This is a genomic window from Curtobacterium sp. USHLN213, assembly GCF_037144815.1.
Taxonomy (GTDB): Bacteria; Actinomycetota; Actinomycetes; order Actinomycetales; family Microbacteriaceae; genus Curtobacterium.
In genome coordinates this window covers 71,918-94,453 of the sequence record NZ_JBBCYQ010000003.1, presented here as the reverse complement: position 1 = coordinate 94,453, position 22,536 = coordinate 71,918, and the positions used below count along the sequence as shown (strand labels likewise).

26 protein-coding genes are annotated in these 22,536 nt (G+C 72.7%); 8 read left to right on the top strand and 18 right to left on the bottom strand.

Annotated features, from left to right (window positions below; translation table 11 throughout):
• Positions 1-30: 30 nt before the first annotated feature.
• The 7 genes from WFH25_RS05025 to WFH25_RS04995 all read right to left on the bottom strand — a co-directional run bounded on the left by WFH25_RS05025 (position 31) and on the right by WFH25_RS04995 (position 5,718).
• Positions 31-597 carry a DNA N-6-adenine-methyltransferase gene (locus WFH25_RS05025; protein ID WP_186317528.1) on the bottom strand — a complete coding sequence of 189 codons (567 nt, stop codon included), beginning with the start codon at positions 595-597 and terminating at the stop codon, positions 31-33.
• 289 nt (positions 598-886) lie between these two features.
• Complete coding sequence (locus tag WFH25_RS05020) at positions 887-2,161, bottom strand: HipA domain-containing protein (RefSeq protein ID WP_336697024.1); 1,275 nt, start codon at positions 2,159-2,161, stop codon at positions 887-889.
• Positions 2,158-2,802 carry a helix-turn-helix transcriptional regulator gene (locus WFH25_RS05015; protein WP_336697023.1) on the bottom strand — a complete coding sequence of 215 codons (645 nt, stop codon included), beginning with the start codon at positions 2,800-2,802 and terminating at the stop codon, positions 2,158-2,160. The genes WFH25_RS05020 and WFH25_RS05015 overlap by 4 nt, the downstream gene beginning before the upstream one ends.
• Positions 2,803-2,961: 159 nt before the next feature.
• The gene (gene mgrA / locus WFH25_RS05010; RefSeq protein WP_071301990.1) at positions 2,962-4,005 is read right to left on the bottom strand and encodes an L-glyceraldehyde 3-phosphate reductase; all 1,044 of its coding nucleotides are present in this window, start codon (positions 4,003-4,005) and stop codon (positions 2,962-2,964) included.
• Between the two features lie 35 nt (positions 4,006-4,040).
• The gene (locus WFH25_RS05005) at positions 4,041-4,439 is read right to left on the bottom strand and encodes a glutathionylspermidine synthase family protein (protein ID WP_336697022.1); all 399 of its coding nucleotides are present in this window, start codon (positions 4,437-4,439) and stop codon (positions 4,041-4,043) included.
• A complete protein-coding gene (locus tag WFH25_RS05000; protein WP_336697021.1) occupies positions 4,340-5,347 on the bottom strand; it encodes a glutathionylspermidine synthase family protein in 1,008 nt (335 codons plus the stop codon). The genes WFH25_RS05005 and WFH25_RS05000 overlap by 100 nt, the downstream gene beginning before the upstream one ends.
• Positions 5,347-5,718 carry a tRNA-dihydrouridine synthase gene (locus WFH25_RS04995; RefSeq protein WP_254789616.1) on the bottom strand — a complete coding sequence of 124 codons (372 nt, stop codon included), beginning with the start codon at positions 5,716-5,718 and terminating at the stop codon, positions 5,347-5,349. Before WFH25_RS04995 ends, WFH25_RS05000 begins: the two co-directional genes overlap by 1 nt.
• A gap of 112 nt (positions 5,719-5,830) precedes the next feature.
• Between WFH25_RS04995 and WFH25_RS04990 the strand changes: the two genes are divergently transcribed.
• Positions 5,831-6,247, top strand: a complete 417-nt coding sequence (locus WFH25_RS04990) for a YkvA family protein (RefSeq protein ID WP_442892400.1) — start codon at positions 5,831-5,833, stop codon at positions 6,245-6,247.
• Between the two features lie 121 nt (positions 6,248-6,368).
• Here the strand turns inward: WFH25_RS04990 and WFH25_RS04985 are convergent, their stop codons facing one another.
• On the bottom strand, positions 6,369-7,064 hold the full coding sequence (locus WFH25_RS04985; RefSeq protein ID WP_336697020.1) for a TetR/AcrR family transcriptional regulator: 696 nt from the start codon (positions 7,062-7,064) through the stop codon (positions 6,369-6,371).
• A gap of 104 nt (positions 7,065-7,168) precedes the next feature.
• Here WFH25_RS04985 and WFH25_RS04980 point away from each other — a divergent pair, with 104 nt between their 5' ends.
• Positions 7,169-8,317 (top strand): epoxide hydrolase family protein, encoded by a 1,149-nt coding sequence (locus WFH25_RS04980; protein ID WP_336697019.1) that lies wholly within the window; start codon positions 7,169-7,171, stop codon positions 8,315-8,317.
• Between the two features lie 255 nt (positions 8,318-8,572).
• Here WFH25_RS04980 and WFH25_RS04975 read toward each other — a convergent pair whose 3' ends face one another.
• On the bottom strand, positions 8,573-10,969 hold the full coding sequence (locus tag WFH25_RS04975) for an excinuclease ABC subunit UvrA (RefSeq protein WP_336697018.1): 2,397 nt from the start codon (positions 10,967-10,969) through the stop codon (positions 8,573-8,575).
• Between the two features lie 102 nt (positions 10,970-11,071).
• Entirely contained in the window at positions 11,072-11,749 is a 678-nt protein-coding gene (locus WFH25_RS04970; RefSeq protein WP_336697017.1) for a hypothetical protein, read from the bottom strand.
• Positions 11,750-11,859: 110 nt separating this feature from the next.
• Between WFH25_RS04970 and WFH25_RS04965 the strand changes: the two genes are divergently transcribed.
• Positions 11,860-12,279 (top strand): VOC family protein, encoded by a 420-nt coding sequence (locus WFH25_RS04965; protein WP_336697015.1) that lies wholly within the window; start codon positions 11,860-11,862, stop codon positions 12,277-12,279.
• Here the strand turns inward: WFH25_RS04965 and WFH25_RS04960 are convergent.
• Complete coding sequence (locus tag WFH25_RS04960; RefSeq protein WP_070418741.1) at positions 12,260-13,207, bottom strand: methyltransferase family protein; 948 nt, start codon at positions 13,205-13,207, stop codon at positions 12,260-12,262. The two genes, WFH25_RS04965 and WFH25_RS04960, sit on opposite strands and share 20 nt — an antisense overlap.
• A gap of 152 nt (positions 13,208-13,359) precedes the next feature.
• Between WFH25_RS04960 and WFH25_RS04955 the strand changes: the two genes are divergently transcribed.
• Positions 13,360-14,019 carry an acyltransferase gene (locus tag WFH25_RS04955; RefSeq protein ID WP_336697014.1) on the top strand — a complete coding sequence of 220 codons (660 nt, stop codon included), beginning with the start codon at positions 13,360-13,362 and terminating at the stop codon, positions 14,017-14,019.
• On the opposite strand, the gene WFH25_RS04950 is transcribed toward WFH25_RS04955, so the two are convergent.
• The 3 genes from WFH25_RS04950 to WFH25_RS04940 form a co-directional block, all read right to left on the bottom strand.
• Positions 14,003-14,140, bottom strand: coding sequence for a hypothetical protein (locus WFH25_RS04950; RefSeq protein ID WP_156794898.1), 138 nt, complete (start codon positions 14,138-14,140; stop codon positions 14,003-14,005). The two genes, WFH25_RS04955 and WFH25_RS04950, sit on opposite strands and share 17 nt — an antisense overlap.
• An 88-nt stretch (positions 14,141-14,228) precedes the next feature.
• Positions 14,229-15,128, bottom strand: coding sequence for an SDR family oxidoreductase (locus WFH25_RS04945; RefSeq protein WP_070418743.1), 900 nt, complete (start codon positions 15,126-15,128; stop codon positions 14,229-14,231).
• Positions 15,129-15,205: 77 nt separating this feature from the next.
• Positions 15,206-15,940, bottom strand: coding sequence for an alpha/beta fold hydrolase (locus WFH25_RS04940; RefSeq protein ID WP_336697013.1), 735 nt, complete (start codon positions 15,938-15,940; stop codon positions 15,206-15,208).
• A gap of 44 nt (positions 15,941-15,984) precedes the next feature.
• On the opposite strand from WFH25_RS04940, the gene WFH25_RS04935 reads away from it, so the two are divergent.
• Entirely contained in the window at positions 15,985-16,239 is a 255-nt protein-coding gene (locus WFH25_RS04935) for a DUF7218 family protein (protein WP_071294860.1), read from the top strand.
• A gap of 40 nt (positions 16,240-16,279) precedes the next feature.
• Complete coding sequence (locus tag WFH25_RS04930; RefSeq protein ID WP_071294861.1) at positions 16,280-16,498, top strand: hypothetical protein; 219 nt, start codon at positions 16,280-16,282, stop codon at positions 16,496-16,498.
• 3 nt (positions 16,499-16,501) lie between these two features.
• On the opposite strand, the gene WFH25_RS04925 is transcribed toward WFH25_RS04930, so the two are convergent.
• The 4 genes from WFH25_RS04925 to WFH25_RS04910 are packed head-to-tail and all read right to left on the bottom strand — an operon-like array spanning position 16,502 to position 19,993.
• A complete protein-coding gene (locus WFH25_RS04925; RefSeq protein ID WP_336697012.1) occupies positions 16,502-17,335 on the bottom strand; it encodes a glycoside hydrolase family 16 protein in 834 nt (277 codons plus the stop codon).
• Positions 17,336-17,365: 30 nt separating this feature from the next.
• On the bottom strand, positions 17,366-18,676 hold the full coding sequence (locus tag WFH25_RS04920) for a PP2C family protein-serine/threonine phosphatase (RefSeq protein WP_336697011.1): 1,311 nt from the start codon (positions 18,674-18,676) through the stop codon (positions 17,366-17,368).
• 49 nt (positions 18,677-18,725) lie between these two features.
• Entirely contained in the window at positions 18,726-18,986 is a 261-nt protein-coding gene (locus WFH25_RS04915) for a hypothetical protein (protein WP_071301920.1), read from the bottom strand.
• 26 nt (positions 18,987-19,012) lie between these two features.
• Positions 19,013-19,993 (bottom strand): HD domain-containing protein, encoded by a 981-nt coding sequence (locus tag WFH25_RS04910; RefSeq protein ID WP_336697010.1) that lies wholly within the window; start codon positions 19,991-19,993, stop codon positions 19,013-19,015.
• 96 nt (positions 19,994-20,089) lie between these two features.
• On the opposite strand from WFH25_RS04910, the gene WFH25_RS04905 reads away from it, so the two are divergent.
• Together WFH25_RS04905 and WFH25_RS04900 are read left to right on the top strand one after the other, a co-directional pair.
• On the top strand, positions 20,090-21,052 hold the full coding sequence (locus WFH25_RS04905) for an SDR family NAD(P)-dependent oxidoreductase (protein WP_336697009.1): 963 nt from the start codon (positions 20,090-20,092) through the stop codon (positions 21,050-21,052).
• Positions 21,053-21,124: 72 nt separating this feature from the next.
• Positions 21,125-22,390, top strand: a complete 1,266-nt coding sequence (locus tag WFH25_RS04900; protein ID WP_336697008.1) for a hypothetical protein — start codon at positions 21,125-21,127, stop codon at positions 22,388-22,390.
• Positions 22,391-22,536 lie beyond the last annotated feature (146 nt).

Here is a 22,536-nt window from a genome sequence, read left to right as displayed (position 1 = left end):
CGCATCGAGGGCCTCTGGGGAACCCGGTGGTCAGCTCAGAACGGAGAAGCAGAGCCCGAGGTCGGCCTGGCGGAGAACTCTCGCGGCCCGCTCTCCCCACGCCAGGAACATCGACCCCGCGCCAGGCGACCCCTGTGGCCGGCCCGTCCGGCCGTTGATGAACTTGATGCGGCCAGCGGTGAAGCAGACGACGTCGGCCGAAGCCATCGCCTTGTGCGCCCACTTGGTGTCCGTGCGTGCGAAGACGAGTGCGATGCCATCGCCGTGTGCAGCCAGCTTCTCGAGCCATGCGTCCGTGTCGTCGTAAGGCGGGTTTACCCAGCACATGCCGTGCCACGGGGAGGTCAGCCCGTCATCGTTGATGGTGAAGCAGTTCACGGCCGGAACGTTCGAGAGCGCGGAACCGGGGGAGCAGGGGTCCAGGTCGAAATCGACGCCCAGAGCGTCGAACACGGCGGCCGGGGTGTACCACTCGATGTTCGGGTTGTTCGGGCCCGACTCGTGGGTGAAACCGCGGCCTCGACGAGAAGGGGCGGTCTGGCCGTTCGACGTCTGAGCGCTGCGGGCCTTGATGGTGTGGGTGTTTGCGTTGGTCATGCACGCCCTATGCATGACCCGACGCCGCGGGGGCCTTGTTCGAGGAAAGCCCAGGTCAAGTCGGGTATCGTCGAGCACCCGGCGCAGCTGACTCGTCGCGCGGACCCTCGCCGCCTACAGTGCCGACGCCGCGAGTCCTGGTGTGTGCGGTGGAGCTTCCGCGTGTCGGTGTGATGTTGGTGAAGACGCGGAGGCGGTGGCAACTAACCGCAAAGAACCGGACTTTGAACAGCTGCGATGGTTGCGGTTACTTGCCTACCGGTCTGGCAGCGTCCAGGGATAAGGACATTTACACCGTGGATGTCGTCGGTTCGATCCCGGCAGGGCCCACCGTTCCCGGCGTGGTGCGCGTCGCACGCGGACCCGCGATCTTCGCCGTCTGCTCGGCGACGAGTCCGCGCATCCGAGCGGCCTGGTCGTCGTCGAGGTCGTTCCAGGCGGTGTCGATCCGGTCGGCGACGTCGTCGTACACCCGTTGCACCTCGACGCGGGCGCGGTCGACGTCCAGGCCGGACTGATCGGCGAGCTTCGACCAGTGGTCGAGTGTCAGCTCCTGCGTGTACTGCGCGCCACCGATGCGCATCGCGAGCTGCTCGTCGTACCCGGGCCAGAGGCGCGTGGGCAGGGCGTCGTAGAGCGGCGCGAGTTCCACCCCCGCCGGTCTGAGCAGGACCGAGTAGTTCTTCGCGTGCGCGTCAGCGTTGCCGATCGCGGCGTTGAACGCGGCCTGCCGGAGGAAGTCGTGCGCGGCCGTGCCCGACGCATCGTGCTGCAGCAGGAGCTGGAGGATCGGCTTCGCTCCGATGCGGTACTTGTCGGCACCGGACCTGCCGAGTGCCTGTGCGAGGTCCTCCATGTGGAGTCGCGCGGCGAAGCCGGACGGTTGCAGTGCCCGGTCGAAGCGCTCAACGAGGTACGCCTGCTCGCCGACCACGTCGAGCACGTCGGCTCGCGGGGCGACGATGCCGATGTCCGCTGCCAGGCGCTCGGCCGCGACCTCTGCCTGCTCGGCTCCCCGGTTGGCGGAGAACGCCGGCTTGATGATGTGCGTCGACGGGACCGACGCGTTCGGCCAGAACCAGGTACCGGCGACGTTCGCGAGCGCGAACTTCGGCTGCGTACCGGCGAGAGAGAACCGGGCCGGGTCGCTCCGCTCCCACCAGCGATCCGGATCGTCGTGCAGGCTGCTGATCCGGAACGCGATCGCGTCGTCGTCGGCCAGCAGCAGCGCGGTGGCCGCCGGCTGCGGCAACTCCGGTGCGGGGAGGAGCACCAGCCCGCCGGCGACGTCGCCGCCGACCTCTTCGAGGAGGTCGAACGTGCTCGTCGAGCGGGCTCCGGTGACGCGGCGCATCCAGTCGCGGGCTTCGGGTCGATCGGGCAGGAGGTTGTCGAGGAACCGGCCCGGTGCCCGGTCGGAGATCCTGCCGTCCCGGGGCAGGGACAGCGACACGGGTGTGTCCGGGGCGGCATCGTCGTAGCGGAGCGTGATCCGGCCGCTCCCGTCGACGGCGAACTCGCCGACGTAGCGCCCTTCGAGCCAGGCGTGCAGCACCCGGTTCACGCGGAGTCCCGGACGGCTCCGGTGGGCAACGCCAGGGGGTGCACGTCGAGCGCGTTCACGACCCGGAGGACGGTGAGCATGGTGTCGACCTGCCGCCCGGTCTCGACGGCGGCGACGTCACCGGGTGTCGTGCCGGCACGGTCGGCCAGTTGTGCGCGGCTGAGGCCGTGGATCGCCCGTTCGTCGGCGACGACCCGCGCCAGGCGCTCGGGCGAGTTGAGGTACCGCCGCTGTGGTCGGGCGAGACGGTCGGCGACGTCGTCGTCCTGGTGTTCCAGTGCCGCCCGGACCAGGAGTTCTCCGAGCGTGAAGCCCGTCGGGACTTCCGCTCCGCGGAACCACGCCCGGATGAGCGCTGCCGGTCGGTCGGAGGCGCGGAGCCGGCCGAGGTACGCGGCGATGCGTCGGCGGTCGGACCCGGTCACCTCACGGACGGTCTGGTCGCTCAGTGCACGGAGGAACAGGCGCCGCGTGCGCTCGCTCATCGGTCGTGTGCCGACGGCCGGCGTCGTGGCGACGCCATCGTCGAGGATCCAGGCACGTCCGACCCGTCGTGCCGGGAGACGGCCCTGCTGCGCGAGCGCGCGAGCGCGGCGCGGCGAGATGCCGTGCTGCGCCGCGTACTCGGAGATGGTGGTCACGGGTGCGAATCTACGCCGTGCGGAACAGGAAGTGCAATCGATGACGCATGCCGATCCCGGCAGGGCCCACCGGAATGCAGACGCGACCGCCTGCGGGACGGGAGGCGCGGCGCGGCCCCGCACCGCGCCTCCCGTCCGCCACCTGGTGACGGTTCCCGCTCAGGAGACCTGACCGGCGCGCGCGCCGGCCCACAGGTCGACGTCCGCGATCCCGACGGAGTGCTCGTCGATGGTGCGGAGCTCCTCATCGGTGAAGGACGTGTTCGCCAGGGCGGCGACGTTGTCCTCGACCTGGGACACGCGCGAGGCGCCGATGACGAGCGACGTGACCCGCTCGTCGCGGAGCGCCCAGGCCAGCGCGAGCTGCGCGAGGGACTGGCCACGTGCGGCGGCGACGTCGTTCAGGGCACGGAGGTGGGCGACCACCTCCGGTGTGATGCTCGACGCGTCGAGGGACTTGCCGGCGGCGGCGCGGGAGTCCTCCGGGACGCCGTCGAGGTACTTGCCGGTCAGGAGCCCCTGCGCCAGCGCGGTGAAGCCGATGACGCCGAAGCCGAGTTCGCTCGCGGCGTCGAGCAGCCCCTCGGTCTCGATCCAGCGGTTCAGCATCGAGTACGAGGGCTGGTGGATGAGCAGGGGCGTGCCGAGGTCGCGCAGGATCGCGGCGGCCTGGCGGCTGCGCTCGGCGTCGTACGACGAGATGCCGACGTAGAGCGCCTTGCCCTGCTGGACCGCGGTGTGCAGGGCGCCCATCGTCTCCTCGAGCGGGGTGGACGCGTCGAGGCGGTGCGAGTAGAAGACGTCCACGTAGTCGAGACCCGTGCGCTGCAGCGACTGGTCGAGGGAGGCGAGGACGTACTTGCGGGAGCCGCCGCCCTGGCCGTAGGGACCGGGCCACATGTCCCAGCCGGCCTTCGTCGACACGATCATCTCGTCGCGGTACGGCCGGAAGTCCTCACGCATGAGGCGCCCGAAGTTGACCTCGGCGGCACCGTAGGGCGGCCCGTAGTTGTTCGCGAGGTCGTGGTGGGTGATGCCGAGGTCGAAGGCGCGGCGACTCACGGCACGCTGCGTCTCGAAGGCGACGTCGTCGCCGAAGTTGTGCCAGTAGCCGAGCGAGAGCAGCGGCAGGTCGAGGCCGGAGTTCCCGGTACGGCGGTAGGGCATCGTGTCGTAGCGGTCGCTGCTGGCGGTGTAGGTCATGCCGTCCATCGTGGCAGGACGCGCGGCCCCGTCGTTCAGGACGCGGTGATCACGTTCGGCGCGAAGCGGCACCAGTAGTCGGTGATGGGACCGTCGGACTCGCGGATGCCGACGCCGAACGACTCGCCGTCCACCACCCAGGAGCCGAGGACCGGGTGGTTGTGGCCGCGTGACCCGGGGAAGTCCGGCAGCTCGTGGTACTGCTGCCACACCCGTTCGCCGCCGGTGCCGGCGCGGCGGTACTCCGAGCCGTTCGTCGTCACCGAGCCGTCCGCGCGGTGCACGGCGATGCCGTCGCCCTCGCGCCCGAACACCGGCTTCACGACGAAGTCCGTCATGCCGTTCGGGCCGTCGGCGAACGCCGGCAGCAGGTTCTCGTGGCCCGGGAACAGCCGCCAGAGCGCGACCAGCAGCAGCTTGTTCGACAGGAACATCTTCCACGCGGGCTCGTACCACCGGCCGAGGCGGCCGCGGTCGCTGACGAGGAACGCGCCGAACTCCTGGTCGCGCTCTGGCGGTCGTCCCCGGAGACGAGGTCCTCCCACGGGTAGAGCTTGAACAGGTTCCGGATGACCGGGTACTGCGTGCCGTCCTCGTCGCCGGGCAGCGTGAAGACGCTCCGGGACGAGCCGGCGGGCTCGGCGTTGCCCACGAACTGCCGGGCGACCGCGTGCCACCCGATGTCCTTCATCTCGATGCCGGTGTGCTCCCACCCGGCCTCGCCGGCGAGGTCCCGCATGTACGCGACGGTGTTCCAGTCCTCGCCGGCGGTGTCGAGGTCGGAGTGGGCGACGAAGAGCCGGCCGCCGTCCTCGGCGCGGAGCGATGCGTGGAGCAGGGTGCGCCAGCGGGCGACCATCGCCTCGTGGATGCCGTTCCACTGGTCGGTGTCGGCGGGGAGCGTCCCGTCGGCGATGCGGTCCTGCAGCCAGTGCCACTGCGTCACCGAGGCCTCGATGAGCCCGGTGGGGGTGTCGCCGTTGTACTCGAGCATCTTCGCGGGGGAGCCGTCGCCCGCGTACGCCAGGTCGAAGCGGGCGTACACGTCCGGTTCGCGCTGCTCGAGCGACCACGCTGCGAGGTCGAAGCCCTCGCGGGTGAGCCCGAGGGTGCCGAGTTCGCCGGACGCGAGGTACCGGGCGGCCTCGAGGCACATGCGGTGCAGCTCCTCGGTCTGCCGTTCGAGCGCCTCGACCTCGGGCAGCGTGAACACGTACGCCGCGCCGTCGTTCCAGTACTCGACCGCGGTGCCGTCCTCGCGCACCGACCGCGAGTAGATGAGGCCGGTCTGCTGGATCCGTCGCTGCCAGTCCGGGCGCTCGGTGAACTCGACGCGCTCCATCAGCCGCCGAACCCGCCGTGCTCGCCGGACCCGCCGAAGCCGCCCTTCGTCACCGAGCTGCCGCGGGACGAGATGCCCGACTCCGCGGTCTTGCCCGACGGGAGGCTGGCGGTGCCGCCCGACACGGCGTCGCCGACGGCCGGGACCTTCGTCGCGCGGCTGCCGCTGAGCGGGAGGTAGTACCAGCCGGCGTGCCCGCCGTGGTTGTTGCAGTCGTCGTCCGGCAGGCGCTTCTGCGTCGAGTTGTCGCGGCAGATCTTCGCGTAGTCGCTGTCGACCCCGGACCCCTCCCCGCAGCCGGTCAACGACGCGGCGAGGGCTGCGACGACCCCGATCGAGACGACACGGGACGCGCGACGACGAACACTCACGAACGGGAACAGTACCGGGGCGGGCGGCACCGTTCCGGCTCGACACCGCCTTCGCAGCGCGACCTGTCCGTTCGCTCAGCTCCCGCGACACCGCGTCCGCCATGCTCGGGACATGGAGTGGTGGTCGGTCGTCGTCGCGATCGTGGGCGGGTTCGTCATCGTGTGGGGCGTCGTGGTGATCGCCCTGGTGGTCGCCGCACGTCGATCTGGTGACGGCCTCCGGCTGGTCGAGGCGCTCCGGCTCGTCCCCGACGTCGTGCGGCTGGTCCGGCGGCTCGTCGCCGACCCGACGGTGCCGCGGGGTGTGCGCATCGCCCTCGTCGCACTCCTCGGGTACCTGCTGCTGCCGATCGACCTCGTGCCGGACTTCGTGCCGGTCATCGGGTACCTCGACGACGCGATCGTCGTCGCGCTCGTGCTCCGGTTCGTCACGCGGCGGGCGGGCGCGGCGGCGGTGGACCGGCACTGGCCGGGTACGCCGGAAGGGCTGCGTGCAGTGCGCGCCGCCGTGCGGCTGTCGGAGTCCTGACCAGGCCGAGACCTGGCAGGGAACGTGCCCGGGCGTGCGCGTGGGAACGCGCGCTGGCGTGGGCGCGGCGGAGTCGCTGGCGGCGGTGCAGGGCACGCGACGGTGGTCCCGATCGACCCCGTCAGTCCGACGCGGGAGCGAGTTCCTGCGCCCGTGCTGCCGGGACGCCGAGGACGAGGAGGCTGGTGGTGACCGCGGCCCGCAGATCGAGTGCATCGGCGGCACCCGCTGCATCGGCGGCACCCGCTGCACCGCCGGCATCCGCTGCACCGCCGGCGTCCGCTCCGTCGCCGGCATCCGGCGCGTCCGGTGCCGTCGGGCGGCTGTCGTCGGCGATGGCGAAGACGGTCGCGGAGGCGATCTGCCCGAGGGCGATCGCCGGGAGGTGCCGCCCGAAGACCCCGTCGTCCTGACCCCGCTGCACGAGCACGGCGAGACGCCGGTCCACCGCCCCGAGCAGGGCGTGGATCTCGTCGCCCTGCTGCCCACGACGGAGCGCCAACAGCACCCGGTACCGGTGAGCGAGCGGCCAGAGGTCGGTGACGAACTGCGCCCACGCGGCGTCGGCGGGCGATCCGTCGACGTCGGCGCGCTCGAGGATGGTGCCGATCTCCGCTCCCGCTCGCTCGGCCAGCGTGCGGACGAGGTCGGTGCGGGCAGGGAAGTGCCCGTAGACGGTGCGGCGGACCACTCCGGCGGCCTGTGCGACCTCGCCCATGCCGGCATCCGGTCGCCGGCCGAGGAGTTCGCGGGCGACGTCGAGGATCCGGTTCCGTGTCTCGTCCATCGCGAGGTCGCGTGCGGATCCGGAAGCCATGCACCGATCATTGCACACTGCTGTGCAATGGGTTACGGTTCCGGTGTTCGTTGCACAACCGTGTGCAACGAACTGCCGCACACTCATCGTGAGGACCGCAGACCATGACCGCATCCACCGCCGTCCGCCCGTTCCGCGTCGACGTCCCGCAGGCGGACGTGGACGACCTCCGCGCCCGTCTGGCCAGGACCCGGTGGCCCGACCCGGAGACCGTGCCGGACTGGTCGCAGGGCGTCCGGTCGGAGAACCTGCGGGCCCTCGTGCGCCACTGGCTGCACGACCACGATCCCGTGCGGTTCCAGGAGCGGCTGAACCGGTCCCCGCAGTTCCGGACCGAGATCGACGGACTCGACATCCACTTCCTGCACGTCCGGTCCGCCGAACCCGGTGCGATGCCGCTCCTCCTCAGCCACGGCTGGCCGGGCTCGGTGCTGGACTTCGTCGACCTCATCGGTCCGCTGACCGACCCGGCCGCGCACGGTGGTGACCCTGCGGACGCCTTCGACGTGGTCGTGCCGTCGCTGCCCGGGTTCGGGTTCTCCGGCAAGCCGACGACCACGGGGTGGGACGCCGATCGCACGGCCACGGCGTGGACCGAGCTGATGCGGCGACTCGGGTACACCCGGTGGGTGGCACACGGCGGGGACTGGGGATCCGTGGTGACGACCGCACTCGCGGCAGCGCGCCCGGAGGGGCTGGCGGGCATCCACCTGAACACCCCGTACGCCGTCCCCGAGACGATCCCGGACGAGCGCACACACGAGGAGCAGCACGCGGTCGACACCCTCGCGCGCTACGCGGGACCGCTCGGCGGGTCGAACCACCTGCAGGGCACGAAGCCGCAGACGCCGGGGTTCGCCCTCGCGGACTCACCGGTGGGGCAAGCAGCGTGGATCTACGAGAAGTTCCAGTCGAAGACGGACAACCAGGGCCTCGCCGAGCAGGCCATCGACGTCGACGACATCCTCGACACGATCTCGCTGTACTGGTTCACGAACTCCGCCGCGTCCTCCGCCCGGATCTACTGGGAGAACCGCCGCGCCACGATGGCGGGCCCGGTGCTGCACCTCCCCGTCGCGGTGACCGTGTTCCCGCGGGACATCCCGCTCCTGCCGCGCACGTGGATCGAGGCCGCCTACCCGGACCTCGTCCACGACGGCGAGGCACCGCGCGGGGGGCACTTCGCGGCACTCGAGCAGCCCGAGGTCCTCGTCGACGAGCTCCGCAGCGGGCTGCGCGGGCTGCGTCGCTGAGGACGGACCGGCCCGGACCGGGTCGGATCAGACGGTCCGGCGCGTCGCGACCGCGGCCCCCACGACCGCGGTCGCGGACGACCGGACTCCCCACACACCGCTCAGCATGCTCCGGTCGCCCCGTGGGTGCATCCTCCGGAGGGATGAAAAGCTGATGGCCACTCAGCGAGCGCCGCGGCCCTCGACCCGCACCGGATCGGACTGGAGGCGCGGTTCGGGCCCGCACCGCGCCTCCAGGCCGTCACCCGGTCGCGTTCACCGCCCCAGCTGCGCGCGCAGGTAGGGCGCGGTCGGACTCGTGGCGGACGCCGCGACCGCGGCCGGCGTACCGGCGGCGACCACCTGCCCGCCCGCGTCCCCGCCGGCGGGACCCATGTCGATGACGTGGTCGGCCGCCGCGACGACGTCCATGCTGTGCTCGACGACCACGACGGTGTTGCCGGCGTCCGTGAGCCGCGACAGCTGCTCGGACAGCAGCTCGACGTCGGCCGGGTGGAGGCCGGTGGTCGGCTCGTCGAGCAGGTAGAGCGTGTGGCCGGTCCGGGCGCGCTGCAGTTCGGTGGCGAGCTTGATGCGCTGCGCTTCGCCGCCCGAGAGCTCCGGGGCGGGCTGCCCGAGTCGGAGGTAGCCGAGACCGACCTGGCGCAGCGTCTCGAGCCCGCGCGCCGCGGCCGGGAGGCCGGCGAGGAACGGTGCCGCCTCGTCGACGGTCATGCCGAGCACGTCGGCGATGCTCGCGCCGTCCCACCGGACCTCGAGCGTCTCGGCGTTGTACCGGGCACCGTGGCACTCCGGGCACGGCGCCCAGCTGCCGGGCAGGAACAGCAGCTCGACCGAGACGGACCCCTCGCCCTGGCACACCTCGCACCGGCCGCCCGCGACGTTGAACGAGAACCGTCCGGCGCCCCAGCCGCGTTCCCGTGCCGCGTCGGTGGCGGCGAAGGCCTGGCGGACGGCGTCGAACAGGCCCGTGTAGGTGGCGAGGTTCGACCGGGGCGTGCGGCCGATCGGCTTCTGGTCGACCTGGACGACCCGGGTCACGAGCGGGTGCGAGGCGCCCTCGGTGGCCAGGACGCCACCGACGAGCGAGGACTTCCCCGAGCCGCTCACCCCGGTGACCGCGGTGAGGACCCCGAGCGGGACGTCGACGTCGAGACCGTGCAGGTTGTGCAGCGTCACGTCGCGGAGCGCCAGGGTGGCGACCGGCTCCCGCGGTGTGCGGGCGGCAGGTGGGCCGGCCGGGTGGAGGAACCGCCGCGTCACCGACCCCTCGACGTGCTGGAGGCCGTCGACGGGACCGCTGTACAGGACGGTGCCGCCACCGGAGCCCGCGCCCGGCCCGACGTCGACGATCCAGTCGGCCCGTCGGACGATGCTCATGTCGTGCTCGACCACGAAGACGCTGTTGCCGCCGGCGCGGAGGTCGTCGAGCACCTGCACGAGGGACTCGGCATCGGCGGGGTGCAGTCCTGCGCTCGGCTCGTCGAGGACGTACACGACACCGAACAACCCGGAGCGGAGCTGCGTCGCGATCCGGAGCCGCTGCGTCTCACCGGGGGAGAGCGTCGGCGTCGACCGGTCGAGCGCGAGGTACCCGAGCCCGAGGCCGAGGAGGACGTCGAGGCGCGTGACGAGGTCACCCGCGATCGCGACGGCCACCTCGGTGTGCTCGCCCGAGGACGCACGGGACGTCGCCGCCGAGGCGTCCGTGATCGCGGCGATCGGCCGGAGCACGTCGGCGAGCGCCGTGATCGGCAGCGCGTTGAGGTCGGCGATGCTGTGCCCGCCGACCGTCACGGCGAGGGCCGCCCGGGTGAGCCCGGTGCCGCCGCACAGGCCGCACGGTCCGGACTCGACGTACTGCAGGGCCTTGGTGCGCTGGGTCTCGCTCTGGGAGTCCGCGAGGGTGTGCAGCACGAACTGCCGGGCGCTCCAGAACCGACCGCGGTAGGGCTTGGCGACCCGGTCGCGCTTCGGGTGCACCTCGACCACCGGCTGCTCCTCGGTGAAGAGCAGCCAGTCGCGGTCGGCGCGGGGGAGGTCCCGCCACGGCCGGTCGATGTCGTAGCCGAGCACCGCCGTCACGTCGCGGAGGTTCTTGCCCTGCCAGGCACCGGGCCACGCGGTGATCGCGCCGTCGCGGATGCTGAGCGAGTCGTCGTGGACCGCGGACGCCTCGGTGACCTCGTGCGCGGTGCCGAGTCCGTGGCAGCGGGGACAGGCCCCGGCGGCGGTGTTCGGCGAGAACGAGTCGGACTCGAGCCGGTCGGCTCCCGGCGGGTAGGTGCCGGCGCGGGAGAAGAGCATGCGCATCGAGTTCGACAGGGTCGTCAGCGTGCCCACGGTGGAGCGGGCACTCGGGGCACCGCGGCGCTGCTGCAGGGCGACGGCCGGGGGGAGTCCCGTGAGCGACTCCACGTGCGGGGTGGACCCCTGCGCGATGAGCCGCCGGGCGTACGGGGCGACGGACTCGAGGAACCGGCGCTGCGCCTCGGCGAACACGGTGCCGAACGCGAGGCTCGACTTGCCGGAGCCGGAGACGCCGGTGAAGGCGACGATGCGGTCGCGGGGGATGTCGACGTCCACGTCCTGCAGGTTGTGCTCGCGGGCGCCGCGGACGCGGATGAATTCGTCGGGGCGGGGGTCGGGCATCCTCACGATGCTAGGCCGAGGCGGCTGGGTGCTCGGGTGCTCGGGTGCTGGTGGTGCGCGGGGACCGACCGGTGCGGGTGGTGTGCGGGGACCGTCCGGAGGTCATCCCGACCGTCGTCGGTCCGCCGCCGCCAGTGCCCGGCGCATCCGCTCCGCGTCGCCGACCGCCCACCCGCCGGAACTCGCCAGCGGCAACTCCGTCATGTGCCGACGCAGGTGCTCCGGGTAGTCCCGCACGACCCGGTCGGGGTCGTCCCGCACCGTGGCGTACAGCGCGGGGCCGTCCGCGTAGAACAGGTCGGCGACGACCAGCCGGCCGTCCGAGCCGCGCATCACGTTCGCCGGGTTGTCGTCGAGCGGACCCCACCACGGCTGCTCCCGGGCGCCACGCGCGTGCACAGCGTCGATGTGCTCGGCGAGCGCCGCCACGTCCGGCTCCCGTGCACGGATCGACCGGTGGAAGGCCGCCCCCTCGGCCGCGGACACCGGTGCGAGGTACTCCATCACCGTGAGGTCGGACCCGCCCTCGAGCACGCGGTGGTCGACCAGCACGGGGACCTGACGGGTGTGCGCCGCCACACGGTAGAGCATCGCCGAGTACGGCCCGGCGGGGTCGAACGGGCTGACCCGAGCCGCGAGTCGACCGGAGGGGGAACGGAACGCGCACGCCCAGTCCCCGGTGCCGCACGGCGTCCACCCGAGGCCCTCGAGTGTCCGGACCACCTCGGTCCACGGCATCTCGGCGCTGAGGTGCTCGTCGTACGCGTCGTCGCTGCCCACCGCCCCATCCTGCACGACCCGCCCACGGGCTTCCGCGCGCGCCGACGGTCTGGGACGATCGACGCGACACGGACGACGGCGCCCGTGCACCATCCGCTGAGGAGTCCACCATGACCGTCCGACTCAACCCGTACATCGGCCTCCGCGACCAGGCCCGTGACGCGCTCGACTTCTACCACGGCGTCTTCGGCGGCGAACTCACCGTCAACACCTTCGGCGAGGCCGGCATGGCTCAGGACCCCGCCGACGCCGACAAGGTCATGCACGGCCAGCTCGAGGGCGAGAACGGTCTGCTGCTCATGGCCTCCGACGCACCGACCGGCATGGAGGGCCCCGACGTCAGCAACATCTCGGTGTCCCTCAGCGGTGACGACGAGGACGCCCTCACGCGCTACTGGAACGGGCTCGCCGACGGGGCGAAGACGATCATCGAACCCCTCACGAAGGCCCCGTGGGGCGACACGTTCGGCATGGTCACCGACCGCTTCGGCGTGACCTGGCTCGTCAACATCAGCGGCGCGGCGGGCTGATCGCGTCCGCCGGGGCGCTCGCCGGGACCGGCCACCGGGGGACCCAGCACCGGACGCGTGCGGCGTAGCGCCGGAAGTCGTCGCCGAACCGGTGGTCGAGGTCGGCCTCCTCGAGCGGGCGGACGACGCAGTTCCAGACGATCGACCCGGCGAGCGCGTACACGACGACCATCCACGAGGTGAGCAGGAGCCCGACGGCGACGCCCTGGGCGATGCCGGCGAGCGCCATCGGGTTGCGCACCGAGCGGTACGGACCGGCGATCACGAGCCGGTTCGGCATCGCGGACGGCAGGGGGGTCCCGGCGCCCTGCGTCGACATCGCCGCGGCGGACGCGATGCCGAGCGCACTCGCGGCGACGAGTGCGACGGCTCCGGTGACGACAGCGGTGGTCACGACGCCGTCGGGCAGCGTCGGGTGGAGCCGCCAGCGGTGCTCGGCGGCGGCGATGACGAGCGGCAGCACCCCGAGGAAGAGCCCCCAGAAGACGGTGATCTGCAGGACGGTGCCGAGGACGTGGCGGCGGCGACCCGCGTCGGGGTCGGCGGTCCGGAACCGCAGCGGGCCGGTCGTCAGCCACTCGGTCGGGACCCGGCCGAGCACGACGAGCGCCAGGGCGAGGGCGGACCCGACGGTCGCGCCGATCATCACGAGCACTCCGGCACCGGCCTCGGTCGTCGCGGTGGCCCAGACGGCCAGGGCGGCCATGACCAGCGCGGTCCACCCGGTCGTGACCACCGCGGCGGCGCGACTGCCGGCCGCCGCGAGCGCCGATGCCACGACGAAGAGCGGGACGTCGAACACCGCGACGACGACGGGGTCGAGTGAGCCGAGGGTCGCCGACCGGACCCCGGGGAGGGTGCACACCGCGATCCACCAGAGGGCCCCCGCGACCGACTGGACCGCGAAGTACCGTCGGCCCCAGGACATGCGAGCACGGTAGCAGTGCGGGATCCCGGCAGCGGACACCGCAAGAATCGCGCAACGCCCCGGTCCCCGCGTTGTCGACCGTGCTCGAGCCGACCTACCGTTCCGGCTGTGTGCGAGGACGCACACGTCCCCCTGCGAGACCTGGAGGCGGCATGTCCGCACGCACCGCATCTCCGTCCACGTTCGGCTCACGGCTGCGCGACGACGTCGTCCACGCCCGCGAGTACACGCTGTTCACGCTGCTGCTCGGGTCGCCGTTCCTGCCACGTGCGGTACGCCGGTTGATCGCGTCCGCCGCGGGCGCCGACCTCGCGTCGAGCCCCGGTCCGCTGTTCTCACTGACGGGGGACCCGAAGAACCTCGTGGTCGGCCGGGGCGTGTACTTCAACCGGAACGTCACGGTCGAGGCCGTCGCGCCGGTCCGGATCGGCGACCACACCGCGATCGGGATGCAGGTGCTCGTGATGACGAGCCACCACGAGATCGGCGACGACGGGGCGTGGAGCGAGACCGCCTCGGGCCGATCGGTCGACATCGGCGAGCGGGTCTGGATCGGTGGGCGTGCCGTCGTGCTGCCCGGGACGGTCATCGAGGACGACGTGGTGGTGGCGGCCGGGGCGGTCGTCCGGGGGCGGCTCACGTCCCACGGGGTCTACGCCGGGGTGCCGGCGCGGCGGATCCGTGAACTCGGCGTCCCGGGCGCCGCCCCCGCGCCTGCGGGCGCCGCGACGGCGACGCCCGCGGTCCCGGCCGCTGCCGGACCGCCCGCGGTCCCGGCCGCTGCCGCGACGGCGGTCAGTCCTGCCGGTTGATCTGGCCCAGCCAGCGCCCGAACGACGGCTTGCGCTCGTCGTGCAGGACGGAGACCGTCGTCGCCGGCGTGCAGCTCCGCTGGACGTCGACGGCCGTGCTCTCGTGGAGGTCGTGGCTCATGGTGTGCTCCTTCGCGTTCGGTGGTGGATGAGACACCCGGGACGCTCGTTCCATTCCCGGGTGCGTGCAGCCCGTGGGCCGTGCCGGGTCAGGGCGTCACCATGCCGCCGTTCACGTTGAGGGTCTCCCCGGCGACGTAGCTCGACTCGTGCGAGGCGAGGAACACGTAGGCGGGCGCGAGTTCGGCCGGCTGCGCGGCGCGGCCCATCGGCGACTCGCTCGACCCGAACTCGGGCAGCGACTCCGGATCGACGCCGCCGCTCGGCTGCAGGACGGTCCAGGTGGGTCCGGGAGCCACGATGTTCACCCGGATCCCACGCTCGACGAGTGCCTGCGACAGCCCCTTCGAGAGGTTGTTGATCGCGCCCTTCGACGCCGCGTAGTCGAGCCGGTCCGGAGCGGGCGCGTACGCCTCCATCGACGCCGTCGTGGTGATCGTCGACCCCGGCTGCAGGTGGGGGAGCGCAGCGCGGACCAGGCGGAACAGCCCGAACACGTTGACGTCGAACGTCGCCTCGAACTGCTCGTCGGTGAGGTCCTCGACCTCGGGCTGCCAACGCTGCTTGCCGGCCACGCTCACGAGCGCGTCGAGGCCGCCGAGTCCCGCGACGGCCTGCTCCACCAGCGTGGTCGCGTAGGACCGGTCGCGCAGGTCACCTGGTACCGCGACGGCCGTCCGGCCCGCGGCGCGGATCTGCTCGATGACGTGGTCCGCGTCGGACTGCTCCTCCGGGAGGTACGCGAGCGCGACGTCCGCACCCTCGCGTGCGAACGCGATGGCGACGGCGCCACCGATACCAGAGTCCGCGCCGGTGATCAGCGCCTTCCGACCGGCGAGCCGGCCGGTTCCCCGGTAGGTCTCCTCACCGAGGTCCGGTACCGGCCGCATGCGGCTCTGGAGGCCCGGCTCGGCTTGCGTCTGCGGCTCCGGCTGGACGTCGGGGTAGCGGGTGCGCGGGTCGGCTGGCTCGTACTGGTCGCGGGGCATGGTGCGGGTCCTCTCATCGGTTCCCTCCCACAGAACCGGACGGCATCTGGACCGCCGCCCAGGAGTGCGGTGTCCGGTCAGTGCCGCGCGCGACGGCGGGGTGCGACACCGTCGCTCTTGTCGGTCGCGTGGAACGCCTCGACGAGCTGCGCGACGAGGTCCGGCTGCTCGACGATGAGGCCGTGCGTCGCCCTCGGGACCACCGCGAGTTCGCCGTCCGGCAGTGCCTCGAGCATCTGGGCGAGGTGGTCGAGCCGCACCTCGTCGTCGTCCCCGCACAGGATGAGGACCGGGACGTCGAGGCCGCCCAGCTGCGCCACCGTCACCGCGGGTTCCGCCGTGTGCAGCACCCGCGACTTGGCGGTGACGACCTCCCAGTGCTCCGGAGGATCGGGGGACACCTCGGCGTAGGCGTCCGCCATGAACCGGGGCGGGTCACAGTCGAGGACGCCCTCGTGCCAGCCGTCGACGGAGAAGGGTGCACCGCCGAACACGAGCGACCGCACCAGGTCCGGGTGGGCGAGCGCGAGGTGCAGCCCGACGATCGCGCCGTCGCTCCACCCGACGAGGTGCACGGGGCCGGCGCCGAGGGACCGCACGGTGCCGGCGAGTTCCTCGGCGATGTCCGCGAAGTGCCACGGGCCGTCGACGTCGGGAGTGCGACCGTGCCCAGCTCGGTCGACGAGCACGACACGGGCGCCACCGAACGCCTCGGCCAGCGCCGACATCGACCGGGAATCGGTGCCACCGGGGTGGAGCAGCACGATCGGGGTGCCCGGACCACCCGGGTCGGAGGTCCAGGGTTCGGTCATGCCGGAGTCTCCCACGGCGAGGACCCGGGCGTACGGTGTGCGCCATGCCGAACCAACTCAAGAAGCCGGACATGTACGAGGAGCTCCGCAAGGAGGGCAACTCGAAGGAGAAGGCCGCCCGCATCAGCAACGCCGCCGCGGCGCGGGGCGAGCACGCCGTGGCGAAGAAGGGCGGCGAGTCCGGGTCGTACGACGACTGGACCGTGGCGGACCTCAAGCGACGCGCGAAGGAGCTGGGCATCACCGGGTACTCGTCGAAGCGGAAGGCCGAGCTCGTCGAGGCGCTCCGGGAGCACTGACGGTACCGGGAGCACTGACGGCGTCTGGCACCATGGAGTCGTGAACGAGACGGGCATGCCGCGCTTCCGACGGATCTGGTCGACGGTCCAGGTGGGCGTGCTCGCCGTGGCCGTCGTGTTCTGCGTCGTGATGCTCGTGATCGGACAGGGCAAGCTCGACCGCGTGTACGCCGTGGCCGCGGTGTTCTTCGGCCTCGCCCTCATCGGGCACAGCACGTACCTGTGGCTGGTCGCGCGGAACGGCCGCGGCCGCCCCTGAGTCTCAGGCGTTCGCGAAGACGCGCACCCAGTCCACCGTCATCTGCTGCGGGAAGCGCGTCGACGCGTCGGGCGACCCGGGCCACGAGCCGCCGACGGCCACGTTGAGGACGACGAAGAACGGCTTGTCGAACACCCACGGGTCCGCCCCGACGTCGGCACGGGTCAGCGTCCGGTACGCCGTGCCGTCGACCGACCACGTGATCGAGTCCGGACGCCAGTCGACGCCGAACACGTGGAAGTCGTCGGCGAACGGAGCCCCCGTGGGGTTCGTGGTCGCCGCCGAGATGCCCTGCGCGCCGGAGTACCCCGGGCCGTGCACCGTGCCGTGGACCACGGCCGGTTCGTACCCGACGTTCTCCATCACGTCGATCTCGCCGCAGGCCGGCCACCCGACCGACCCGATGTCCGCGCCGAGCATCCAGAACGCGGGCCAGATCCCCTGTCCCCGAGGGATCCGGATGCGCGCCTCGATCCGGCCGTACTGCGCCGTCGAGGTACCCTCGGTCTTCAGTCGTGCCGAGGTGAACGAACCGTCGGCCTCACGCCGAGCGGTGATGACGAGGTTGCCGGCACCGTCGAGCGCCGCGTTCCGCCGGGAGTCGGTGTAGGTCTGCAGTTCCCCGTTGCCCCACCCGCCCGCACCGAGGTCGTACCGCCAGACCGCGCTGTTCGGTGCGCTGCCGGCGGGGCCGTCGAACTCGTCCGCGGCGAGCAGGGTGCCCGCTGCCGCCACAGCCGGTGTGGAGCGGCTCGCGATGCTCGTGCCGACGATCGCGGCGGTGGTCCCGGCGATGCCGGCGGTCATGAACCGGCGACGGTCGATGCGGTCGTCCACGTCGTCCTCCTCGGGTGTGCGCGTGGGTGGTCAGGGTCGGTAGGCGATGCAGAGCACCGTGACGTCGTCGGGGTGCTCGCCGCGGTGGGCGAGCTCGGTGATCCCGTCGACGAGCTGCTGGGGGTGCGAGCGTTCGGCGACCCAGGCCTCGAAGCGGTCGAGCGCGTCGAGGTCCCCGCCGAAGAGGTCGAGCACCCCGTCGCTGACGCTCACGACGACGTCGCCGGGCTCGAGGTCGGTCGTCTCGCTCGACCACGAGGTCCCGACGCCGATCGGCAGGTGCCCGGACCGCAATGACCGGACCGCGCCATCGGCACGCCGGAGCAGGCTCAACCCGTGGCCGGCGTCGACCCAGCGGGCGTGGCCGTCGCGGTCGATGCGCACGTGGAAGCACGTCGTGAACTGTGCGCTCTCGACGTCGGACGTCCCGGTCGCCAGGCCGGCGGCCGCTCGACGGACCGCCGTGGCCGCGTCCGGTTCGTCGACGGTGCTGCGCACGAGGGACCGGACCGCGGCGGCGATCATGCCGGCGCCGACGCCCTTGCCCATCACGTCGCCGAGCGTGAAGGCCGCGCCGTCCGGTGTCGGGAACCAGTCGTAGAAGTCGCCGCCGACGGTCCGTGCCGGGATGCACACCCCGAGTGCGTGGAGTTCCGGTGGGAGTCCCTCCGTGGACGCGGGCAGCAGGGACTGCTGGACGAGGGCGGCCCGGTCGATCTCACCCTCGGCCACGCGACGACGACGCTGCGCGGTGCTGAGCCGGACGTCCGCCTGCCGGGCGAGCTCGTTGGTCACCGCCGCCGTCGCGCCGTACACGACGACCGCGAAGGCGAGCCGGACGAGTTCGCTCGGACGCGGCTCGGTGGGCTCCAGCACGTACGGCAGCAGCAGCGTGGCGCAGGTCCCGAGCAGCGGGTACAGCACGTGGCGCCGACCCGGGCTCGCCGCCATCCAGATCACTGGCAGGACGACGACGGCGAGGAACACCGAACGGGTGTCGCCCGTCCCGTACCGGAGCAGTCCGATCGCGACGAAGTCGATCGCCGGGACGACCAGCTCGGCGCGGGCGGCGCCCGGCCAGCGCGCCATCACACCAGCCACCAGCAGCCCGCCGAGGGCCAGTGCCACGCCGGTCCACATCCGCGGCGCGTCGGTGACCGGGAGCCAGGGGGTGAGCGTGCTGGTCACCGCGGCGGCCACGACGAGGGCGGCGACGACGGACTGCTTCGCCAGGGGCGCCCACGAGGCGCGGAGCCCGACGAGCGCGATGGGCCCGGTGTCCTCCCGTGCGGTCACGGTCCAGGTCCTGGGGGTCGCGGTCGAGCCGGCCGTGCTGGTCATCGGGTCGAGTCAAGCCGTTCCGGCCCGACAGGGCAAGCCCGTGCCCGGGTCACCCGAAGCGGACGGCGAGCGGCACGAGCAGTCCCGCGACCCAGACGAGCACCATCACGAGGGCGCCGATCGCGATGAACCGCCGGCGCCGTCGGAGCCTCGGACTCGGTTCGTCGCCCCACATCTGTGCGCGGACGAGGACCCGGTTCGCCTGCTCGACGACCTTGCGCACCTCGGGATCGTCGAGTTCCAGCACGCCGTCGCGGGCGTGCTGGGCGATGACGGTCGCCTCGTCGACGGTGAGGTCGTCCTTGCGCATGCGCCCATCGTGGCAGGCGGCCCGCGTCAGCGCACCCCGTCGCGCGTCACGGCCACCCGGAGCGGCAGGCCCGCGGCGAGCGCCGCGACACGCGGATCGCGCAGGGGACGCCCACCGACCGTCGGCAGGTCGAGGTAGCCACGGCTGACCGTGTGCCGGAGCGCACCGGTCGGCACGGGTCCGTCGCCGGGGAGCATGCGCCACGCCTGCGGTCGGCGACGCAGGAGGTCGGCGTCGGAGGCGGTGTCGGGGTCGGCGACGAGGCGCGCCCAAACCTCGTCCTCGGTGCTCCGGGCGAGGTCGGCCGGCGACAGCGCACCATGGTCGAGCAGCCGCCCGACGAGGTCGCGGAGCACGGTCACGGGCACGAGGTTCGCCGCGGAGCGTTGTGCGAGTGCCTCGCGGACGGCCAGGTCGGCCAGCTCGAGGGCGTCGTCCGGATCCGCGTCGACCGTCCCGCCGACGAGCCGCAGACGACCGAGCAGCACGTGCGGCGGCGTCTGCGTCCGTCCGTGCGCCTGGCCGCTCCGGAGGAACGAGTCCAGGTGGTCGAGCTTCAGTCCGCCCGGGACCGACGTCAGCACCGACGGCACGCGGCCCTCGTCGACCGCGATGACCTGGTCGGCGTCGATACCAGGGACCTCGTCCGCGAGGCGCCGGATCGCGGTTCGTCCGAGGGAGTGGTGCTCGAGACCGCCCAGACCCTCCAACGTGTGGCTGAACGGCAGATGCCCGACGTCGTGCAGTAGCGCGGTCGTGCGGGCGAGGTGGTCGTCCGGAGCGAAGGCGGTGACGAGCGCGAGCACCCCGAGGGAGTGTTCGAGCCGCGAGTACGACTGGGTCGTCGTGAGCGCGGCACCGCCGGCGTGGGCGACGAACGCGAGCCGTCGCACCGTCCACGTCTCGAGCAGTCGTCGTTCGAGCGGGGTGAGCCGCACCTCCACCCGCCAGAGCGGATCGAACCAGACCCCGTCGATCCCGAGCGTGTCCACCGCGTCCCCGTGCACCGTTCCCCCTCGTCGCCTGCCCCTCGACGCTACCGGACCCGCCGTGCTGCACGTGCCCTGTGCGGGGACGGAGCCGCGACCGCGTACCAAGGACCCATGGCACATCGGTTCCGCGGGAAGATCGTCGTCGTCACCGGAGCATCGAGCGGGATCGGCAGGGCCGCCGCGCACGAGTTCGCACGGCAGGGCGCGACGCTCGTGCTGGCCGCCCGCAGTCACGACTCGCTCGAGGCCGCCGCCGCCGAGTGCCGGGCGCTCGGGGCCGAGGCCGTGGCGATCCCCACGGACGTCGCCGACGAGCACGCCGTCCGCGACCTCGTCGCGACCACCACGACCCGCTTCGGACGGATCGACGTCTTCGTGGGGAACGCCGCCCTGTTCGTCTACGGCCTGTTCGAGCAGACCCCGACCGAGGCCTTCAAGCGCGTCGTCGACACGAACCTGTACGGCCACCTGCACGCGATCACCGCCCTGCTCCCGCACTGGAAGCAGCGGGGCGAGGGCACCTACGTCCTCGTCGGCTCGATCCAGTCGCTGCTGTCCGCGCCGTACCAGTCCGCCTACGTGACGAGCAAGCACGCTGCCCTCGGCCTGGTCGACGTCCTCGGCGACGAGTTCGCCGGCACGGGCATCCGCTTCGCCGCGCTCCTGCCGTCGACCATCGACACGCCGATCTACCAGAACGGCGCCAACTACACCGGCAAGACCTCGCACCCGTTGCCGCCGACGGTGTCCGTCGAGCGTGCCGGCCGCGCGATCGTCCGCACGGCACTGCACCCCAAGCGCTACCGGTTCGTCGGCCGGATCCAGGCGTCGCTCGTGCCGCTGCAGTACGTGTTCCCCGGGCTGTTCCACAAGATCACCAAGCCGATGGTGCAGACGTTCGCGCTCCGCGGCAGGGGAGCGCCGACCGACGGCAACCTCTGGACCCCGGCCGACGCCGGCAACGCGACGAACGGCGGCTGGGTCGCGAAGCGTCGCCGCGTGACCCGGCCGCTGGCCTGGGCGGGCGTGGCTGCGGTCGTGGGCGCCGTGCTGCTCGGGCGCTCCCGCCGGTGACCGGAGCGGCCGCGTCCGACCGCTAACCTGCTGCTCGCGAGCGCGTCGGGTGCTCGCGGATCGGGGGACCGCATGGCCGACGCAGGACCGGCGACACAGGTCGAGGTCGACACCGAGGACGCTGCCCGGGCACGTGGACGGTCGCACCGCGCGGGCTCGAAGACGGGCAGCGGACCCTGGACCACCGTGCTCGTCACCGCGTGGATCGTGCTCGTCGTCGCCTTCGTCGCGATCTCGGTGTTCGAGAACGCCTTCCGGTACCGGGCGGTCGGCGCCTCGTTCCTCATCGCATCGGCGTGGACGCTCCCGCCGCTGCTCGTCCTGCACGGCATCCACGCCGCTGTCGTCCGTCCCGGCGGTCCGCGCGCCCGCCGTCGTGACGCCCCCTTCGACCGCGCCGCGGCCCGGGTGGTCGCCGAATCGCGTGCGGCGGGGTTCCCGGACCTCGACGTCGCCGCCCTGGTCCGGATGCTCCGATCGGCGGACAACGGCCCCGACCCGGGCACGGGCGAGCGTGGGATGCCCGACTGGCCGCTCCTCCGCTGGGAACTGCCGCTCGCGCCGCCACAGCCCGGTCGGTTCGTCGTCGCCGAGCGCAGGAGCGGACCCGAGCGCGGGAGCGGACCGGAGCGCGGGAGCGGACCGGAACGCACCGTGCTGACGCTGGTCGAGCATCCGACCGAGCCCCCCGTTCCCCGGACCGCGCCGTCGGTGGCGGAGCACCTCGGCACGATCGTGCTCGGGGCGTACCGACCGGACGCGCCGGCCCCATTCACCGCCTCGCGCATCGGCGGTGCCCCCGCGGTTCCCGAGGGATGGGAGTGGCCGCTGTGCGCCCACCACGACGAACCGATGCAGTTCACCGCCCAGATCGAGCACCGGGGCACGCTCGTCAGCGTGTTCGTGTGTCAGTTCGACCCGGGGACGTGTGCCTCGTGGGAGCCCGACAGCGGCGCGAACGCGGCGTTCGTGTTCTCCCGCCGAGGGCTGCACCTCGCGGCCGGACCCGTCTCACCGCACGGCGATCCCGACGACCCGGAGCCGGCGTCCCCACCGCTCCTCGCCGACGCGATGCTCCTCCGGCACGTGCCGGTGCCGATGGTCCACGACGACGAGGACCCCGACCGAGTGCTCACGGCCGCGGCCGCCGAGGGGGTCCTCGTCGCGGGCCAGTACGGCGGCCTGCCGGAGTGGATCCAGGACGACGAGACCCCCGCGGGCACCGAGTTCGTCGCGTCGATCGAGCCGGGTCCGCTCGGGTTCGACCTCGGCGACGCCGGGCGGGCGTACGTCTTCAGCGACGGCGCGCGGGCGTCGGTGCTCTGGCAGAGCTCCTGAGCTCTGACGTCCCTCTCGGGGAGACGCGACCGCCTGCGGGCCCGGAGGCGCGGATCGGGCCCGCACCGCGCCTCCAGGCCGTCCCGTGCGAGCGTCCGCACACCGTGACAGGCCGTGCGGGCCGCACCGAGCGCGGAAACTCGCAC

Bases quoted from the DNA above. Each gene is read 5' to 3' on its own strand.
- WFH25_RS05025 (WP_186317528.1), bottom strand. From the start codon at position 597: ATGACCAACGCAAACACCCACACCATCAAGGCCCGCAGCGCTCAGACG.
- mgrA (WP_071301990.1), bottom strand. From the start codon at position 4,005: ATGACCTACACCGCCAGCAGCGACCGCTACGACACGATGCCCTACCGC.
- WFH25_RS05005 (WP_336697022.1), bottom strand. From the start codon at position 4,439: ATGTTCCTGTCGAACAAGCTGCTGCTGGTCGCGCTCTGGCGGCTGTTC.
- WFH25_RS05000 (WP_336697021.1), bottom strand. From the start codon at position 5,347: ATGGAGCGCGTCGAGTTCACCGAGCGCCCGGACTGGCAGCGACGGATC.
- WFH25_RS04990 (WP_442892400.1), top strand. From the start codon at position 5,831: ATGGAGTGGTGGTCGGTCGTCGTCGCGATCGTGGGCGGGTTCGTCATC.
- WFH25_RS04985 (WP_336697020.1), bottom strand. From the start codon at position 7,064: ATGGCTTCCGGATCCGCACGCGACCTCGCGATGGACGAGACACGGAAC.
- WFH25_RS04980 (WP_336697019.1), top strand. From the start codon at position 7,169: ATGACCGCATCCACCGCCGTCCGCCCGTTCCGCGTCGACGTCCCGCAG.
- WFH25_RS04975 (WP_336697018.1), bottom strand. From the start codon at position 10,969: ATGCCCGACCCCCGCCCCGACGAATTCATCCGCGTCCGCGGCGCCCGC.
- WFH25_RS04965 (WP_336697015.1), top strand. From the start codon at position 11,860: ATGACCGTCCGACTCAACCCGTACATCGGCCTCCGCGACCAGGCCCGT.
- WFH25_RS04960 (WP_070418741.1), bottom strand. From the start codon at position 13,207: ATGTCCTGGGGCCGACGGTACTTCGCGGTCCAGTCGGTCGCGGGGGCC.
- WFH25_RS04955 (WP_336697014.1), top strand. From the start codon at position 13,360: ATGTCCGCACGCACCGCATCTCCGTCCACGTTCGGCTCACGGCTGCGC.
- WFH25_RS04950 (WP_156794898.1), bottom strand. From the start codon at position 14,140: ATGAGCCACGACCTCCACGAGAGCACGGCCGTCGACGTCCAGCGGAGC.
- WFH25_RS04945 (WP_070418743.1), bottom strand. From the start codon at position 15,128: ATGCCCCGCGACCAGTACGAGCCAGCCGACCCGCGCACCCGCTACCCC.
- WFH25_RS04940 (WP_336697013.1), bottom strand. From the start codon at position 15,940: ATGACCGAACCCTGGACCTCCGACCCGGGTGGTCCGGGCACCCCGATC.
- WFH25_RS04935 (WP_071294860.1), top strand. From the start codon at position 15,985: ATGCCGAACCAACTCAAGAAGCCGGACATGTACGAGGAGCTCCGCAAG.
- WFH25_RS04920 (WP_336697011.1), bottom strand. From the start codon at position 18,676: ATGACCAGCACGGCCGGCTCGACCGCGACCCCCAGGACCTGGACCGTG.
- WFH25_RS04915 (WP_071301920.1), bottom strand. From the start codon at position 18,986: ATGCGCAAGGACGACCTCACCGTCGACGAGGCGACCGTCATCGCCCAG.
- WFH25_RS04905 (WP_336697009.1), top strand. From the start codon at position 20,090: ATGGCACATCGGTTCCGCGGGAAGATCGTCGTCGTCACCGGAGCATCG.
- WFH25_RS04900 (WP_336697008.1), top strand. From the start codon at position 21,125: ATGGCCGACGCAGGACCGGCGACACAGGTCGAGGTCGACACCGAGGAC.